Below are 17461 nucleotides of genomic sequence, written 5' to 3' on the forward strand. Positions count from 1 at the left end.
AGGCATCGAAGGAAGCCGCGACCGGCCTCCGCCCACAGGGGAGAACATCATGATCCAGCAGGACCTCCAGAAGGCCCACGCCGCCGACCTCACCCGACGCGCCGAGGCCGGACGGCTCGCAGCCCAGGCACTCAAGGCCCGCAGGGCCGCCCGCCGTTCCGGCCGGGACGACACGGAGGGGAAGGTGAGGGCACTGCGCGACCTGTTCGCCCACGCGGCCTGATGCACGGCGCACCGCCCGGCCCGGACCGCACGTCGGCAGACGGCACCCCTCGTACGGGTGCCGCACTGTCCGACCCCTGTGCCATGCTCGGCCCTGTGGAGATCACCTCGGTCAGCCCGGTATTCGTCGGTCGCGCCGATGAGTTGGCCGCCCTCGGCGAAGCGCTCTCGCGCGCCACGGCAGGGGAGCCGCAGGCGCTGCTCATCGGAGGAGAGGCCGGGGTCGGCAAGACCAGACTCATCGAGGAGTTCACCGAGGGGGCGGGCCGCACCGGGGCCGTCGTCGCGGTCGGCGGCTGTGTCGAGATCGGCGCCGACGGCCTTCCGTACGCCCCGTTCTCCACCGCCCTGCGCGCACTGCGCCGCCGTCTCCCCGACGAGATGGCCGCGGCGATCGAGGGCCAGGAGGGCGAACTGGCCAGAATCCTGCCCGAATTGGGGGAGACCGGCAGACGGACGGACCACGAGGACGGCACGGCACGGCTCTTCGAGCTGACCTCACGGCTGCTGGAGCGGATAGCCGCCGACCGTACGGTGGTACTGGTCCTGGAGGACCTGCACTGGGCCGACGCATCGACGCGCCATCTGCTCGCCTATCTCTTCCGGACCCTCAGCAGCGGGCGCCTCGTGGTCGTCGCCACCTACCGGGCCGACGACATCCACCGCCGCCATCCACTGCGCCCGCTCCTGGCGGAACTGGACCGGCTGCGTACGGTCCGCCGGATCGACCTGGCCCGTTTCACCCGGTCCGAGGTACGCCTCCAGCTGACCGGCATCCTCGCCGCCGAGCCGGAACCGGCGCTGGCCGACGAGATCTTCGCCCGCTCCGACGGCAATGCCTTCTTCGTCGAGGAACTGGCCGTCTGCACCGGCACCGGTGCGGTGTCCGGGATCAGCGACTCACTGCGCGACCTGCTGCTGGTCCGGGTCGAAGCCCTGTCCGACCACGCCCAGCGGGTTGTCCGGTTCGCGGCCGAGGGCGGCTCGACCGTCGAGTATCCGCTGCTCGCCGCCGTGACCCGGCTGTGCGAGGACGAGCTGATCGAGGCGTTGCGGGCCGCTGTCGGGGCCGGCATCCTGATCGCCGCGCCGGACGGCGCCGGTTACCGCTTCCGCCACTCCCTGGTCCGTGAGGCCGTCAGTGACGATCTGCTGCCGGGCGAGCGTTCCCGTATCAACCGCCAGTGCGCGGAGGCGCTGGAGGCCGACCCCTCGCTCGTACGGGCCGACGCGCGCACCACCCGGCTCGCCGGCTACTGGTACTACGCACACGACGCGGCGAAGGCCCTGCCCGCCGTACTGCTGGCCTCCGCGGAGGCCCGTCAGCGCCACGCCTACGCCGAGCAACTGCGGCTCCTGGAGCGGGCGATGGAGCTGTGGGACAGTGTGCCCGCCGGTGTACGGGAGGGGCTGCGGCCGATGGACTCGGCCGACGCCTACCCGGTCTGCGGATGCGATCCCGGGACATCCGCACCCTCCGCGGTGCGCTATCTCGACCTGCTCGCCGAAGCGGTGGTCGCCGCGCGCTGCTGCGGTGAGCGCGAACGGGCCCTGAAGATCGCCAAGAAGGCCCTGCGGATCATCGACGGCGGCGCCGACGACGCTCTGCGCGCCGCCTGGTTCTGGACCGAGCGGGCCAAGCTGGAACAGAGCCTGGCCCGGGGCAACGGCTGGCGGGAGATCGCCGCCGCCCAGGAGCTGGTGCGGGGGCTGCCGCCGTCGGCCGTCCACGCCCAGGTCCTCGCCACCGCGGCGGGCTGGGCGATGCTCCATGAACCGGGACCCGACAGCTTGTCCGCGGCCGAATGCGCCGTGGACTACGCCCGGCTGGTCGGCGCCGAGGAGACCGAACTGAACGCCCGCCTCACCCTCGGCGGCCTCCTGATCGACTCCGGCGATGTCGAGACCGGGCTTGCCACCATGCGGGCGGCCCTCCGGCGGACGGCCGAACTCGGCCTGGTGTCCGAAGCCTGCCGCGCCCACACCAACCTGATGTCGCACCTGGAGGCCATCGGCCGATCCGACGAGGCCGTCGATGTGGGGACCGCCGGGGTCGCCCTCGCGGGCAAGTACGGCCTGCGGGACCAGGAGGCATGGGTCCGGAGCAACCTGACCGACTCACTCTTCGCCCTGGGCCGCTGGGGCGAGGCGTCGGCCTGCGCCCAGTGGGTGCTGAGGGGCGCGCAGAGCGCCAAGCCCCGGGGGAACGTCTGTCTGCGACTGACGGATCTGGCGCTGCTCCGCGGCGAGCGGACCGAGGCGGCCGGGCACCTCGCGTCCGCCCGGGCCCACTTCGGCACCCATGACCCGATGCCCCAGCACGCCATCCCCCTGGCCAGACTCACCCTGGGGATCCTGGCCGCCCAGGGCCGGCCGGCGGAGGCCCGCGAGGTCCTGGCCGACACCGTGGCGGCCGGATTCCCTCCCGGCACCCAGCGGTACGGCTGGCCACTGCTTCTTGCGGCCGCCACCGCCGAGGCGAACACCCGCGGCCTGCCGGCGGCCGAGCCGGGCCGCGCGCAGGCCCTGGCCCTCATCCGCGCGACAGCGATGCGGCTCGCCACCCCCGTACCGCTCTGGGCGGCCTACGCCCTCCATGTGAGCGCCGAGTTGGCCCGAGCCGACGGTCGCGACCGGCCGGAGCACTGGAGCGCCGCCGCCGAGGCCCTGGAGCCGCTGGAACGGCCTTACGAGCTGGCGCAGGTGCAGGTCCACTGGGCCGCCGCCCTGCTCGCGCATGGCTCCGCCCGGGAGCCCGACCGTGAACGCGCGGCGCGGCTGCTCCGCGGCAGTCTGGCCACGGCCGATCGGCTGGGCACCCGCCCGCTGGCCGAGGAGATCGGATTGCTCGCACAGCGGGCCAGACTCCCGCTCACCGAAGCCGCGGACGACCACCCCCGGCCCGCTGCCGCACGGAAGGGCGTGCGCAGCCCGGTCGACGACTTCGGCCTCACCAGCCGTGAGCAGGACGTCCTGCGGCTGGTCGCGGCGGGCCGCACCAACCGGCAGATAGCCGAGACGCTGTTCATCGCACCCAAGACGGCGAGCGTGCATGTCTCCCACATCCTGGCCAAGCTCGGTGTCACCGGCCGTGGGGAGGCCGCCGCACTGGTCCACCGGCTGCACCTCTTCACCGACTCCGGCGTCGATACGGCAGGCTCCACGGACGCGGCAGGTGCAGCGGGCACATCAGATGCAGTGGGCACAGCAGATACAGCGGTCCGTGTGCCGGAGAACGCCGTTCAGGACACCGCGGGGGTTGGCTGAGGGTGCGGGCCGGCTGGGTGGCCCGAGCCGCCTCAGCTGTCCGCTCCTCTCGGCCGGCTGCTGTTCTCAGCCGTCCTCCGCCCTCAGCGGGCGGGGTCGTCCGCTGACCGGCTTCGGCCACGAGAAGGGACAGCCAGCCCCTCAAGAGCGGTCCGCATGGCGCTCGGCCGACAGATCAGGAAGGCGCACCGGACAGGACGTTCACCTGGCCGCTGTCGAGTGAGTAGTAGGCGCCGACCACGGCCAGGGAGCCCTTGGCCACAAGGGGGGCCAGATCCTTGTTGGAGCGCAGACCGGCCGCGGTCAACCTGACCTGGGCGCGGGCCATGGTCTCGGTCGGGTCGGCGCCCCCTTCCCGGACTGCCTGTTCGTACGCGGGCTGCATGGCCTTGACGATCGCCTGCAGGTTGCCGGGCAGCGGTTTGCCGTCACACAGGGACGTGTACGCCGCCTTGATGGCTCCGCAGCGCTGATGCCCGAGGACCACGATGAGGGGGGTGCCACTCGTCATGGGCCCGTACTCGACGGAGCCGGTGACGACCGGGCCGACCGCTTCTCCGCCCGTGCGCATCACGTAGAGGTCGCCCAGGCCGGTGTCGAAAAGGAGCTCAGGAAGTACCCGGAGTCGATGCACGAGAGGACCGAGCCGAAAGGCTCCTGCTTCTGGGCCAGGAGCCGGCACCGGCAGGGCACTCGTGCTGGTGCAGGTCGCCGGGCCTCAGATGGGATCGGGCCCCACTCCCGGCGCTGGTGGCCAGGCCTCCAACGGGAGCTGGCCCTACGCCTGCCCCCGCCCATGCCCCTGGTGCTGGTCCTCGTGCCGGCCCTCGTCCTGGCTCTGGTCCTCGTCCTGGCTCTTGTCATTGGGCCGGATGGTCACTGTGCCCGAGTCCAGGTCTATCGGGCCGCGTCCCGGATCGCCGTCGTTGAGATCGACGCGGGACAGCTCAAGCCGCTTGTTCTCGTCCTCGGTGTGCTTACGCCCAGGTGCGAAGAGCTGCTCTATCAGGTTGAACATCCAGACCCCCTGGGGGTGAGCCCCGGCCGGGCTCCCGTGCGGTGAGCCCTCCTCAGCGTAACCCCGGCTACTTCACCTCCAGCTGAAGGATCCGGTCGTCCCCGGCCTTGGGCCTGCCCCGTGAGTCGGTGTTGCTCGTGACCAGCCACAGCCTGTCCCCGCCTGCGGAGACCACGGTGCGCAGCCGCCCGTACCTGCCCTGGAGGAAGGCCTGCGGCCGGGCCGACGGCTTGTCGCCGTCGAGCGGGATCCGCCACAGCCGCTCGCCGCGCAGGGACGCCATCCAGAGGGATCCCTCGGCGTAGGCGATACCACTCGGGGAGGCGTCCGCCGGCTTCCACTGCTCCACGGAGCCAGTGAAGGCCCCCTTTCCTGCCTTGCCCTCCACTTCCGGCCAGCCGTAGTTCTTCCCGGGACGGATCAGGTTCAGCTCGTCCCAGGTGTCCTGGCCGAACTCGTCGGCCCACAGCTGCCCGTCCGTGTCCCAGGCGAGGCCCTGCACATTGCGGTGCCCGTAGGAGTAGACGACGGAGTCGGCCCAGGGATCGCCGTGCACCGGCTGTCCGTCCGGTGTCATCCGGAGGATCTTGCCGCCCAGCGACTTCCTGTCCTGGGCCAGGCCCCGGTCGCCGGTCTCGCCGGTGCCCGCGTAGAGCATCTTGTCCGGTCCGAAGGCGATGCGTCCGCCGTTGTGAAGGGCTCCCTTCGGGATGCCCTTGAAGACCGTGTCGGGTGCTCCCAGCTGCTGCCCAGTCGGCTGCTTCGCGTCGTAGAACATACGCGCGATGCGGTTGTCGGAGGTGGTGGTGAAGTACGCGTACACCAGGTGGTCCGAGGCGTACGTGGGGGAGACCGCTATGCCCAGCAGCCCGCCCTCACCGGCAGGGGCCACCCCCGGGACCTTTCCGACGGCCGTCTTCCGGCCGGTTCCGGCATCGACCTTGATGATCGTCCCCCGGTCGCGTGAGGAGACCAGCAGGTCCCCCTCGGGGAGGACCGCGACCCCCCACGGCGAATCGAGACCCGTGGTGAGGGTCGAGACGATCTTCACCGCCCCCTTCGCCGGTGGGACGGCCCGGGACGGAGAGGGCGACGCGGAGGTGCCCGTGTGCGGCCCTGGGGCGCGGGCCGTGCCCGGTGGGCCATCGCCGCCCGCGGTCGAGCACCCGACGGCCGACAACAGCAGGACCGAGGCCAACACGGCTGTCACAGCTGGACGTTGCACGGTTCTGATCCCTTCGACGACGGCACAGCTACTGTTCATACACCGCAGGCCCGTCGCCGGTTCCCACTCCGGTCCGTACAGCTCCGAAGGCGCGACCCGTCCAGCCCCCGGGAGCGCCGTCCGTCCAGCGCCCCCGGGAGTGCCGCCCGCGCAGTCTCGACCGGTGCCCGCGCAGTCTCGACGTTGCCCGCGCAGCCGCGACGGTGCCCGTACACATACCCGTCCGGTTGCACCTGGCCGGGGCCCCGTCCGGGTGCACCGGCCACGGGCCGTCTCAGTCCCAGGAGCCGCGTGCGGGCGGCAGCTCCGCGATCTCCGCGAGATCCTCCGCCGTCGGCGCCAGTTCCGCGGCGCGGGCGTTCTCCGTGGCCCACTGCTCCTGCTTGGTCCCCGGCACCGGCACCACCTGCGGCCCCTGCCTCAGCACCCAGGCCAGCGCCACCTGGGCCGGGGTCGCCCCGAGCCGGTCCGCGATCCGCCGCAGCCCCGCCACCACGGGCTGGTTCGCCGCCATCATCTCGGCCGTGAACCGCGGATGCCTGGCCCGCACATCATCGGGCTCGAAGCCCTGCCCCGGGGTGAGGGTGCCCGTGAGGAAACCGTTCCCCAGCGGCATCGCGGCCAGGAACCCCACCCCACGCGCCTCGCACCACGGCAGCAGGGTGTCGAGAGCGTCCCGGGACCACACCGAGAGTTCGGCCTGCACGGCGCTCACCGGGAAAACCTGCTGCACCCGGTCCAGCTGCCGGACCGTCCCGTCGTGCAGGCGGGCGCCGGAGCGCCGGGAGGCGCGCGCTCCCACCGCGCAGAAACCGAGGGCCCGCACCTTTCCCGCCGCTACCAGTTCGGCCATGGCCCCCCAGGTCTCCTCGACCGGCACCTCGGGATCGGCCCTGTGCAGCTGGTAGAGGTCGATCACATCGGTCTGCAGCCGCCGCAGCGAGGCATCGCAGGCCCGGCGTATATAACCGGGTCTGCCGTTGGCCACGATGTGCTGTTCGCCCGCCAGGAGGCCACACTTGGTGGAGAGGAAGACATCGGCCCGGCGCTCCCTCAGGACCCGGCCCAGCAGCAGTTCATTGGTGAACGGGCCGTACATGTCGGCTGTGTCGAGCAGGGTCGAGCCGGCGTCGAGTGCGGCGTGCACGGCGCGCAGCGAACGGTCCCCGCGTTGCTGAGAGCTGGTGTACGCCCAGCTCATCGGCATACAGCCGAGCCCGATAGCGCCCACTTCGAGCGCTGCCGCCCCGATTGTCCTGCGCTCCACCTGGCCGCATCCTCCCTCTTCCCGTCCCCCAAACTAACCTCCGGATCATGACTGCTGATGTGTGGCTCCCCTTCCCGCCCGACGAGATCGACGGCCTGCCCGACAAGCTCCGTTACCGGTTCTGGGACGGCGGTCCGCAGTACCCCGCCGACCCCGCCGACTGCGCCTATTACGTGGTCCCCTACATGAAGGGCACGGAGGTCGCGCTGCGCCCGCTCGGCGAGATGACGCGTGTGCGCGTCGTACAGACCCTCACGGCCGGTGTCGACGACGTACGGCAGGGCCTGGGCGGCCTCCACGCCGGCGTCCGGCTCTGCAACGCGCGTGGTGTGCACGAGGCGTCCACCGCCGAACTCGCCCTCACCCTGATGCTGGCCTCGCTGCGCGGGATACCCGATTTCGTTCGCGGTCAGCAGAGTGAGGACTGGCGGTCCGGTTTCCGGCCCGCGCTCGCCGACGGGACGGTACTGATCGTGGGGTACGGGTCGATCGGCGCCGCGATCGAGGACCGGCTCGTTCCCTTCGAGTGTGCGCGGGTGGTGCGCGTCGCGCGCTCCTCTCGCACTACGGAGCGCGGTCAAGTGCACGCATTCAACGAACTGTCGGAGCTGCTGCCGGGCGCGGACGTCGTCGTCCTCTCCACGCCGCTCACCGAACAGACCAGGGGGCTGGTGGACGCGGACTTCCTGGCGGGCATGAAGGACGGCGCGCTGCTGGTGAACGTCGCGCGCGGCCCCGTCGTCGACACCGAGGCGCTCCTCGCCGAGCTGGAGACGGAACGGCTGCGCGCGGCCCTCGACGTCACGGACCCCGAACCGCTGCCCGCCGGACACCCGTTGTGGCACGCGCCCGGCTGCCTCATCAGCCCCCACGCGGGCGGTGCCACCTCGGCGTTCACCCCCCGCGCCAAGCGGCTGCTGGCCTCGCAGCTGACCCGGTTCGCGGCGGGTCAGCAGCCGGAGAATGTCGTAATGACGACCGAATAGGCGCGTTCTGCAGGCGTTCGGATGCGCAGTGTGTCCACAACTCTCCTACTCGTAACGGAGCGTAGAGACGCTATGTCCCTGAGTGACGGTACTGGTGTATCGTCCGGTTGGGGGCTCCGCCGGGCAAGGTCACGGTGCGGGGGAGCGTACAGATTCCGAGGGGGCGACGGGCGATGCACGGCCAATGGACGAACCAGCTGACGCGGTGGGGCCATCGACGGCGTCCCCGGCGGACCACCCTGTGCAGAACGGGCCCATGCGGTGCGATGCCGCCGTTGGTGCCTCCGGGGGAGGAGCGGTGAGTGCGCCGGGGGCGCTGCTTGCCCGGCGGCCGGCCTCCGGCGGTCCGGCGGGCCTGCTCTCCCAGTTGCTCCTCGCCCTGGTGTGCGGAGGATATGCCGTCGGCTCCGCGTTCGACTGGGGCTCCACACAACTGGCCCTCGTGATGGGTGACTTCGGCCTCAGCTTCGCCGCAGCCCTGGCAGCGGTCTCCTGCTTCCTCTACGCGCGTACCCGGGAGATCAGGTTCCGGCCCGCCTGGCTGCTCTTCTCGGTCTCCTCCGCGATGGCCGCGCTGGGGAACGGGGTCTGGGGCTGGTACGAGGTCATCCTGCAGGTGCCGGTGCCCAGTCCGTCCCTCGCCGACCTCTTCTTCCTCTGCTTCGCGCCGCCTGCCATCGTGGGGCTGCTGGTGCTCGCCAAGCGCCCCGTCACCCGGGCCGGTTGGGTCTGCCTGGTGCTGGACGCCTGGCTCATCGGCGGCTCACTGCTGACGCTCTCCTGGAGCCTCGCGCTCGCGCACACCACGCGGCTGGAGGGCAAGCACGAGAGCGTGGCCCACGCGGCCCTCTCGCTCGCCTACCCGCTCCTGGACATCGTCCTGGTGTCCATGGTGCTCGCCCTGCACTTCCGCAGGTCCAACGCCAACCGATCCGCGATCAACACCGCCATCGCCGGGCTCGCGCTGACCGTCCTCTCCGATGCCCTGTTCACCTCGCCCCTGTTGCGCGCGAGTTACCACTCGGGCCAGTTGCTCGACGCCGGCTGGTTCGCGGGGTCGCTGCTCCTCGCGTACGCCCCGTGGGCGGCGCGGCGGGGAGCCAGCGGCTTCACCGGGACGGACCCGGTGCCCGTGGAGCGGGGAATCCGCCACGCGGGCCATCTGAGCCGCCCGATCGCCGGATCGCTCGCCGCCCTCACGCCGTATCTCGCCGCGGCGGTCTGCACCCTCGGCATCCTCGACAACGTGATCGACGGCCGCAGAGTGGACCGGGTGGTCGTCTTCACCGGCTGTACGGTCGTGCTCGCCCTGGTCGTACGACAGGGCATCATGCTCGTCGACAACATCGCGCTCACCCATGAGCTGGCCCAGAAGGAGAACCACTTCCGCTCCCTGGTGCAGGGGTCGAGCGATGTCATCATGATCGCCGCGCCCACCGGCATCCTGCGGTACGTCAGCCCCGCCGCCTCAGGCGTCTACGGGCGGGACGCCGAGGAGCTCATCGGCTCGGAGCTCGCCTCGCTCATCCACTCCGAGGATCTGGGGCGCGTCGTCCACGAGGTGCGGCGGTTTCTGGCCGCATCGCCCGCCACCGAGCCCACCACCCGGATCGAATGCCGCTTCCGGTCGGGCACCGGCGACTGGCTCAATGTCGAGTCCACGGTCAACCGCCACCAGGGCGGCCTGATCTTCAACAGCAGGGACGTGACCGAACGAGTCAGGCTCCAGGCGCAGTTGCAGCACAACGCCGAGCACGATCCGCTCACCGATCTGCCCAACCGTGCGCTCTTCACCGACCGGGTCCGCAAGGCGCTCGTCGGGCGCAGGGCGACGGACCACGGCACGGCGGTGCTCTTCATCGACCTGGACGGATTCAAGGCGGTGAACGACACCATCGGTCACCAGGCCGGGGACGAGCTGCTGATCCAGGCGGCCCGCCGCCTCCAGGAATCGGTCCGGGCCGCGGACACGGCGGCCCGGCTCGGCGGCGACGAGTTCGCGGCGCTGATCATCGGCAACGGCGGCCGGGACCAGCCCGCCCGCGAGTGCCAGGTCCACGAGATCGCCGACCGGCTGCGGCTGCGGCTCTCCGAGCCGTACCGGATCGAGGGCAGCGAGGTGCGGGTCGCGGCCTCCATCGGTGTCGCCTTCGCGGAGCCGGGCATCACCCCGACCGACCTGATGCGCAACGCCGACCTCGCCATGTACCGGGCGAAGGCCGGCGGCAAGAACCGCGTCGAGCTCTACGCACCGCAGATGCAGGCCGAGGTCGTCCGCAGGACCGAACTGACCGCCCGCCTCCGCTCCGCGCTGCACGACGGCGAATTCGCCCTGCTGCACCAGCCGGTGGTGAATCTCACCACCGGCCGGATCGCCGCCGTCGCCGCCCAGGCGCGCTGGCGGTCGACCCAGGGCATCCTCTTCACCCCGGCGGAGTTCCTCCAGGTCCAGGAGACCGGGGACATGGCCGAGGGCGCCCGCACCGGTGAGCTGGGCCGCTGGCTGCTGGAGGAGGCCGTCGAACAGGCCGCCGACCGTGGGGTCGCCGGGCACCAGGTGCCGGTGGCCGTGCGCCTCTCCGCCCGCAGGCTGCTGGACAGGTCCATGCCCCTCGGGTCCATCGAGGCGCTCCTCACCCGGCACGCGCTGCCCTCCGGCGCCCTGGTCATCGAGATCGCCGACAGCGATCCGCGGATCCCCTTCGAGGAGCTGGAGCGCCGTCTGATGGTCCTGCGCAGACATGGTGTGCGCATCGCCCTGGACGGGTTCGGCCGGGGCTACGCCGCGATAAACGCCCTTCGGCGGCTCCCCGTCGACGTACTCAAACTGGACCGCGGGCTGGTCGATGGGGTCGTGGAGTCGGCGCGGCTGCACAAGATCACCAGTGGGCTGCTGCGCATCGCCTGCGACCTGGGCATGCAGTCCGTCGCGGACGGGGTCGACTTACCCGAACAGGTGAGCGCGCTGCGCTCGATGGGGTGTACGCACGGGCAGGGCATGGCGTTCTCCGGGCCGCTCGACGAGTACCGGCTGCGCCGCTCCCTGAGCCGTTCGCGCTTCCCCCTGCCGGGCGGCACGGCCAGGCCGGTCCTGCTCGGAACACGGGGGACGCGGTCCTTCGCTGGTTCAAATAATGAGACGCCCGTCCCACCCACTTGACAGTAAGCAGGGGCCGGGAGGAAGGTCAGTGCCATGACCACCCGAATTCTCGTACTTGGAAAGCGCGTCGGCTGAAGCAGAGCTCCTCACCAGCTCCGCTCAACGCACCCGACGCGCTCCCCTCGCTTGCCTCACGGCACGGGGGGTTTTTTGTTGCACCAGCACCATCCGAACACCGTGAAAATCCCCGCAAAAACCCTCAGCTTCGAGAAGAGAATGCCGATGACCGAGCAGGCCACCGGGGCCCACCACCCGCAGCCGCGGGCCCGTAACGGCGGACCGTCGTCCGCCACCGTCGAGCACGTCACGGGCGCGCAGTCCCTCATCCGTTCTCTTGAGGAAGTCGGCGCCGATACGGTATTCGGCATCCCCGGTGGTGCGATCCTCCCGGCGTACGACCCGATGATGGACTCCACCCGGGTGCGCCACATCCTGGTCAGGCACGAGCAGGGCGCGGGCCACGCGGCCACCGGTTACGCACAGGCCACCGGCAAGGTCGGGGTGTGCATGGCCACGTCGGGTCCGGGCGCCACCAACCTGGTCACGCCGATCGCCGACGCGCACATGGACTCGGTCCCGCTGGTCGCGATCACCGGGCAGGTGGCTGCCGCCTCGATCGGTACGGACGCCTTCCAGGAGGCGGACATCTGCGGCATCACAATGCCGATCACCAAGCACAACTGGCTGGTCACCGACGCGGCCGACATCCCGCGAGTGATCGCCGAGGCGTTCCACGTCGCCGCGACCGGACGCCCGGGCCCGGTGCTGGTGGACATCGCCAAGGACGCCCTGCAGGCGCAGACGACGTTCTCCTGGCCGCCGCAGCAGGAGCTGCCCGGCTACCGGCCGGTCACCAAGCCGCACGCCAAGCAGATCCGTGAGGCCGCCCGGCTGATCGCGCAGTCGAAGCGCCCGGTGCTGTACGTCGGCGGCGGTGTCATCAAGGCGCACGCCACCGCGGAGCTCAAGGTGCTCGCCGAGCTGACCGGGGCACCGGTCTCCACCACGCTGATGGCGCTCGGCGCGTTCCCCGACAGCCACCCGCAGCATGTGGGCATGCCCGGGATGCACGGTGCGGTGACCGCGGTGACCGCACTGCAGAAGTCAGACCTGCTGATCGCGCTCGGCACCCGCTTCGACGACCGGGTCACCGGCAAGCTCGACAGCTTCGCGCCGGACGCCAAGGTCATCCACGCGGACGTCGACCCCGCCGAGATCGGCAAGAACCGCCTGGTGGACGTCCCGATCGTCGGGGATGCCCGGGAGGTCATCGCCGACCTGGTGCAGGCCGTCCAGGCCGAGCACACCGAGGGCACCATGGGCGCCGCCGCCCAGAAGCGGTACGCGGACTGGTGGACGGACCTGAACCGCTGGCGCGACACCTACCCGCTCGGCTACGACCTGCCCGAGGACGGCAGCCTCTCGCCGCAGCAGGTCATCGAGCGTATCGGCCGTGCCGCCGACGCGGACACGATCTTCGCGGCGGGCGTCGGCCAGCACCAGATGTGGGCCTCGCACTTCATCCAGTACGAGCAGCCCGCCACCTGGCTGAACTCCGGCGGCGCCGGAACGATGGGCTACGCGGTCCCGGCCGCGATGGGCGCCAAGGCCGGCATGCCGGACCGGATGGTCTGGGCGATCGACGGTGACGGCTGCTTCCAGATGACCAATCAGGAACTGACCACCTGCGCGCTCAACAACATCCCGATCAAGGTCGCCATCATCAACAACGGCGCCCTCGGCATGGTCCGCCAGTGGCAGACCCTCTTCTACAACCAGCGCTACTCCAACACGGTGCTGCACTCCGGCCCCGGCGCCGACGGCGTCGCGGCGGACGGCAAGGGGAGCGGCGGCACCCGCATCCCGGACTTCGTGAAGCTCTCCGAGGCCATGGGCTGTGTGGCGCTGCGCTGCGAGCGCCCCGAGGACCTGGACAAGGTCATCGCCGAGGCGAACGCCATCAACGACCGCCCGGTCGTGGTCGACTTCATCGTCCACGAGGACGCGATGGTCTGGCCCATGGTGGCCGCCGGTACCTCCAACGACGAGGTCATGGCCGCCCGCGGTGTCCGCCCCGACTTCGGCGACAGCGAAGAGAACTGAGACAGAGAGAGACCGACGACATGTCCACCAAGCACACGCTCTCCGTCCTGGTCGAGAACACACCGGGCATCCTCGCCCGGATCGCCGCCCTGTTCTCCCGCCGCGGCTTCAACATCGACTCGCTCGCCGTGGGCGTCACCGAACACCCCGACATCTCCCGCATCACCATTGTGGTGAGTGTCGAAGACCTGCCGCTGGAGCAGGTGACGAAGCAGCTCAACAAGCTGGTCAACGTCCTGAAGATCGTCGAACTCGAGCCCGGCGCTGCGATCCAGCGCGAGCTCGTCCTGGTGAAGGTCCGCGCCGACAACGAGACCCGCTCCCAGATCACCGAGATCGTCCAGCTGTTCCGCGCCAAGACCGTGGACGTCTCACCGGAGGCCGTGACCATCGAGGCCACCGGAGGGACCGACAAGCTGGACGCGATGCTGAAGATGCTGGAGCAGTACGGCATCAAGGAGCTCGTCCAGTCCGGGTCGATCGCCATAGGCCGCGGCGCGCGCTCCATCACCGACCGCAGCCTGCGGGCGCTCGAACGCAGCGCCTGAGCGGCCCCCGGGTGCCCGCCGAGCCGTTGGGCACCCGGCGGCCCCAGCCGTGCGCGCGGCGCCCGGCCGCTCGCATGGCGAGACCCGAAAACCTTCCCTCACCCGCCCGCCGTACGGTGGGCCGTAACACCTGCACACCAAGGAGATATCCCAGTGGCCGAGCTTTTCTACGACGACGATGCCGACCTGTCGATCATCCAGGGCCGCAAGGTCGCAGTCATCGGATACGGCAGCCAGGGCCACGCCCACGCGCTGTCGCTGCGTGACTCGGGTGTCGACGTCCGTGTCGGTCTGCACGAGGGCTCCAAGTCCAAGGCCAAGGCCGAGGAGCAGGGCCTGCGCGTGGTGACCCCCGCCGAGGCGTCCGCCGAGGCCGACGTCATCATGATCCTCGTCCCGGACCCGATCCAGGCCCAGGTCTACGAGGAGTCCATCAAGGACAACCTGAAGGACGGCGACGCGCTGTTCTTCGGCCACGGTCTGAACATCCGCTTCGACTTCATCAAGCCGCCGGCCAACGTCGACGTCTGCATGGTCGCCCCGAAGGGCCCGGGTCACCTGGTCCGCCGTCAGTACGAGGAGGGCCGCGGCGTTCCGTGCATCGTGGCCGTCGAGCAGGACGCGTCGGGCAAGGGCCTGGAACTGGCGCTCTCCTACGCGAAGGGCATCGGCGGCACCCGCGCCGGCGTCATCAAGACGACCTTCACCGAGGAGACCGAGACCGACCTCTTCGGCGAGCAGGCCGTGCTCTGCGGCGGCACCGCCGCTCTGGTCAAGGCGGGCTTCGAGACCCTCACCGAGGCCGGCTACCAGCCGGAGATCGCGTACTTCGAGTGCCTCCACGAGCTCAAGCTGATCGTGGACCTCATGTACGAGGGCGGCCTGGAGAAGATGCGCTGGTCGATCTCCGAGACCGCCGAGTGGGGCGACTACGTCAGCGGCCCGCGCATCATCACGGACCAGACCAAGGCCGAGATGAAGAAGATCCTCGGTGAGATCCAGGACGGTACGTTCGCCAAGAACTGGATGGACGAGTACCACGGCGGTCTGAAGAAGTACAACGAGTACAAGAAGGCCGACGCGGACCACCTGCTGGAGACCACGGGCAAGGAGCTCCGCAAGCTCATGAGCTGGGTCGACAACGACGACGCATAAGCCATGAGGACAGGGGGCCTTCCGGTGCGGAACGGCCCCCTGTCCACCGCGGCCAACCACGTACGGGTGATCCTTCCGTACTGGCGGAATAAGTGGGCCGCAACGCCACTACACTGCTCAGAACATACGCGTCAGGCCCACAGCGTCGTGCGTCTTCCACGCGCCCAGCCCCTCCGCCTGCGGCCGTCGGGACGGCCCTCCGCAACGGACTTGTGAGGACTACGTGAGCTCGAAACCTGTCGTACTCATCGCTGAAGAGCTGTCGCCCGCCACGGTGGACGCGCTGGGACCCGACTTCGAGGTCCGGCACTGCAACGGCGCCGACCGCGCGGAGCTGCTGCCCGCCATCGCCGATGTGGACGCGATCCTGGTGCGCTCGGCGACCAAGGTCGACGCCGAGGCCGTCGCCGCGGCCAAGAAGCTGAAGATCGTCGCCCGTGCCGGTGTCGGCCTGGACAACGTCGACGTCTCGGCCGCCACCAAGGCCGGCGTCATGGTCGTGAACGCACCGACCTCCAACATCGTCACCGCCGCCGAGCTCGCCTGCGGTCTGCTGGTCGCCACCGCGCGCAACATCCCGCAGGCCAACAGCGCGCTCAAGAACGGCGAGTGGAAGCGTTCGAAGTACACCGGTGTCGAGCTGAGCGAGAAGACCCTCGGCGTCGTCGGCCTCGGCCGGATCGGTGTCCTGGTCGCGCAGCGCATGTCGGCCTTCGGCATGAAGATCGTCGCCTACGACCCCTATGTACAGCCCGCGCGCGCAGCCCAGATGGGCGTCAAGCTCCTCTCGCTCGACGAACTCCTCGAAGTCGCGGACTTCATCACCGTTCACCTCCCCAAGACCCCCGAGACGATCGGCCTGATCGGCGACGAGGCGCTGCACAAGGTGCAGCCGCACGTCCGGATCGTCAACGCCGCGCGGGGCGGGATCGTCGACGAGGAGGCGCTCGCCTCCGCGCTCAAGGAGGGCCGCGTCGCCGGTGCCGGTCTGGATGTGTACGCGAAGGAGCCCTGCACGGACTCCCCGCTCTTCCAGTTCGACCAGGTGGTCTGCACCCCGCACCTCGGTGCCTCCACGGACGAGGCGCAGGAGAAGGCGGGTGTCGCGGTCGCCAAGTCCGTACGGCTCGCGCTCGCCGGGGAGTTGGTCCCGGACGCGGTCAACGTCCAGGGCGGCGTGATCGCCGAGGACGTCCGCCCGGGGCTGCCGCTCGCCGAGAAGCTCGGCCGGATCTTCACCGCGCTGGCGGGCGAGGTCGCGGCCCGGCTCGATGTCGAGGTGTACGGCGAGATCACCCAGCACGACGTCAAGGTGCTCGAACTCTCCGCGCTCAAGGGCGTGTTCGAGGATGTCGTGGACGAGACCGTGAGCTATGTCAACGCTCCGCTCTTCGCGCAGGAGCGCGGTGTCGAGGTCCGCCTGACGACCAGCTCCGAGTCGCCCGACCACCGCAATGTCGTCACCGTCCGCGGAACCCTCGCGGACGGCGAGGAGGTCTCGGTCTCCGGCACGCTGGCCGGTCCGAAGAACCTCCAGAAGATCGTCTCCGTCGGTGCGTACGACGTGGATGTCGCGCTCTCCGACCACATGGTCGTGCTGCGCTACGCGGACCGTCCCGGAGTGGTGGGCGCCGTCGGCAAGATCCTCGGTGAGGCCGGGCTGAACATCGCCGGTATGCAGGTCTCGCGGGCCGCGGTGGGCGGCGAGGCGCTGGTCGTCCTGACCGTCGACGACACCGTACCGCCGGCCGTGCTCGCCGAGATCTCCGACGAGATCGGCGCCGCCTCGGCCCGTTCGGTCGACCTGACCGACTGATCTCCGCTCGTCACCGCCGTACCCGGCTCATAGACGCATGTCTTACACAGGCGTCTATGAGCCGGGTACGCTGCTGTCATGGGACATCGTGAGGATCTGCTCGAAGGCGCCAAGCGCTGCCTCCTCGAAAAGGGGTACGCGCGGACGACGGCCCGCGACATCGTCGCCGCCTCCGGTACGAATCTGGCCTCCATCGGCTACCACTACGGTTCCAAGGAGGCCCTGCTCAACCTGGCCTTCCTCAAGGTGACCGAGGAGTGGGGCGACGCGGTCGGCGAGGACTCCGGGGTCGACCCCTCGGCCATCACCGATCCGTACGAGCGCTTCGAGGCGGTGTGGGGCAAGGTCATCGGTTCCTACGAGGACAGCCGGGCACTCTGGCAGCTCCAGCTCGAAGTGATCTCGCGGGTCGAGGACGATCCCGAGCTGCGCAAGGCCATCGCCGGGCCGCAGCAGGAGGGCCGCACCGGACTCGCGCAGAACTTCCAGGGCATCGACGAGGAGGCCGAGCCGGAGAAGGCCCGGACGGCCGGTCTCGTCTACCAGGCGCTGCTCGCCGGGGTGATGATGCAGTGGCTGGTGGATCCGGCGACGGCCCCCTCCGCGCGGGACCTCGTGGACGGACTGCGGGCGATCACCGGAGACGACCGGACCGGCTGACTCGACTGCCCGGACCGGATACCGCGACTCGGCC

Annotated in this window: 13 protein-coding genes; 9 read left to right on the top strand and 4 right to left on the bottom strand. The window is 70.4% G+C overall.

The features are described 5' to 3' along the window. Positions 1-49: 49 nt before the first annotated feature. Both ACFXBC_RS02445 and ACFXBC_RS02450 read left to right on the top strand, forming a co-directional pair. The gene (locus tag ACFXBC_RS02445) at positions 50-223 is read left to right on the top strand and encodes a hypothetical protein (RefSeq protein WP_385017722.1); all 174 of its coding nucleotides are present in this window, start codon (positions 50-52) and stop codon (positions 221-223) included. 83 nt (positions 224-306) lie between these two features. Continuing rightward, on the top strand, positions 307-3489 hold the full coding sequence (locus tag ACFXBC_RS02450; RefSeq protein WP_385017725.1) for a helix-turn-helix transcriptional regulator: 3183 nt from the start codon (positions 307-309) through the stop codon (positions 3487-3489). Between the two features lie 175 nt (positions 3490-3664). Here ACFXBC_RS02450 and ACFXBC_RS02455 read toward each other — a convergent pair whose 3' ends face one another. From ACFXBC_RS02455 to ACFXBC_RS02470, 4 genes are all read right to left on the bottom strand, one after another. Next, positions 3665-4123, bottom strand: a complete 459-nt coding sequence (locus ACFXBC_RS02455; protein ID WP_385017727.1) for a carbonic anhydrase — start codon at positions 4121-4123, stop codon at positions 3665-3667. Between the two features lie 144 nt (positions 4124-4267). Continuing rightward, positions 4268-4507, bottom strand: coding sequence for a DUF6191 domain-containing protein (locus ACFXBC_RS02460; protein ID WP_385017730.1), 240 nt, complete (start codon positions 4505-4507; stop codon positions 4268-4270). Positions 4508-4574: 67 nt separating this feature from the next. Next, complete coding sequence (locus ACFXBC_RS02465; RefSeq protein ID WP_385017733.1) at positions 4575-5771, bottom strand: PQQ-dependent sugar dehydrogenase; 1197 nt, start codon at positions 5769-5771, stop codon at positions 4575-4577. Between the two features lie 235 nt (positions 5772-6006). Next, the gene (locus ACFXBC_RS02470) at positions 6007-6999 is read right to left on the bottom strand and encodes an aldo/keto reductase (protein ID WP_385017736.1); all 993 of its coding nucleotides are present in this window, start codon (positions 6997-6999) and stop codon (positions 6007-6009) included. A 47-nt stretch (positions 7000-7046) separates the two neighbouring features. Here ACFXBC_RS02470 and ACFXBC_RS02475 point away from each other — a divergent pair, with 47 nt between their 5' ends. From ACFXBC_RS02475 to ACFXBC_RS02505, 7 genes are all read left to right on the top strand, one after another. Next, positions 7047-7985, top strand: a complete 939-nt coding sequence (locus ACFXBC_RS02475) for a 2-hydroxyacid dehydrogenase (RefSeq protein WP_385017739.1) — start codon at positions 7047-7049, stop codon at positions 7983-7985. A 298-nt stretch (positions 7986-8283) separates the two neighbouring features. After that, a complete protein-coding gene (locus tag ACFXBC_RS02480; RefSeq protein WP_385017742.1) occupies positions 8284-11145 on the top strand; it encodes a putative bifunctional diguanylate cyclase/phosphodiesterase in 2862 nt (953 codons plus the stop codon). A gap of 216 nt (positions 11146-11361) precedes the next feature. After that, complete coding sequence (locus ACFXBC_RS02485) at positions 11362-13248, top strand: acetolactate synthase large subunit (RefSeq protein ID WP_385017842.1); 1887 nt, start codon at positions 11362-11364, stop codon at positions 13246-13248. 20 nt (positions 13249-13268) lie between these two features. Then, a complete protein-coding gene (ilvN, locus tag ACFXBC_RS02490) occupies positions 13269-13796 on the top strand; it encodes an acetolactate synthase small subunit (RefSeq protein ID WP_385017744.1) in 528 nt (175 codons plus the stop codon). A gap of 153 nt (positions 13797-13949) precedes the next feature. After that, positions 13950-14951 carry a ketol-acid reductoisomerase gene (ilvC, locus tag ACFXBC_RS02495; RefSeq protein WP_385017747.1) on the top strand — a complete coding sequence of 334 codons (1002 nt, stop codon included), beginning with the start codon at positions 13950-13952 and terminating at the stop codon, positions 14949-14951. A gap of 223 nt (positions 14952-15174) precedes the next feature. Continuing rightward, on the top strand, positions 15175-16767 hold the full coding sequence (serA, locus tag ACFXBC_RS02500) for a phosphoglycerate dehydrogenase (protein WP_385017750.1): 1593 nt from the start codon (positions 15175-15177) through the stop codon (positions 16765-16767). Between the two features lie 78 nt (positions 16768-16845). Further along, complete coding sequence (locus ACFXBC_RS02505) at positions 16846-17427, top strand: TetR/AcrR family transcriptional regulator (protein WP_385017753.1); 582 nt, start codon at positions 16846-16848, stop codon at positions 17425-17427. The last annotated feature ends 34 nt before the right edge of the window (positions 17428-17461 follow it).

This window comes from Streptomyces sp. NPDC059398, assembly GCF_042751845.1.
Lineage (GTDB): Bacteria > Actinomycetota > Actinomycetes > Streptomycetales > Streptomycetaceae > Streptomyces.

What these genes read in the sequence shown, in the direction of transcription:
- ACFXBC_RS02445 (WP_385017722.1), top strand. Translation starts at nt 50, where the DNA reads ATGATCCAGCAGGACCTCCAGAAGGCCCACGCCGCCGACCTCACCCGA.
- ACFXBC_RS02450 (WP_385017725.1), top strand. Translation starts at nt 307, where the DNA reads ATGCTCGGCCCTGTGGAGATCACCTCGGTCAGCCCGGTATTCGTCGGT.
- ACFXBC_RS02460 (WP_385017730.1), bottom strand. Translation starts at nt 4,507, where the DNA reads ATGTTCAACCTGATAGAGCAGCTCTTCGCACCTGGGCGTAAGCACACC.
- ACFXBC_RS02465 (WP_385017733.1), bottom strand. Translation starts at nt 5,771, where the DNA reads ATGAACAGTAGCTGTGCCGTCGTCGAAGGGATCAGAACCGTGCAACGT.
- ACFXBC_RS02475 (WP_385017739.1), top strand. Translation starts at nt 7,047, where the DNA reads ATGACTGCTGATGTGTGGCTCCCCTTCCCGCCCGACGAGATCGACGGC.
- ACFXBC_RS02485 (WP_385017842.1), top strand. Translation starts at nt 11,362, where the DNA reads ATGCCGATGACCGAGCAGGCCACCGGGGCCCACCACCCGCAGCCGCGG.
- ilvN (WP_385017744.1), top strand. Translation starts at nt 13,269, where the DNA reads ATGTCCACCAAGCACACGCTCTCCGTCCTGGTCGAGAACACACCGGGC.
- ACFXBC_RS02505 (WP_385017753.1), top strand. Translation starts at nt 16,846, where the DNA reads ATGGGACATCGTGAGGATCTGCTCGAAGGCGCCAAGCGCTGCCTCCTC.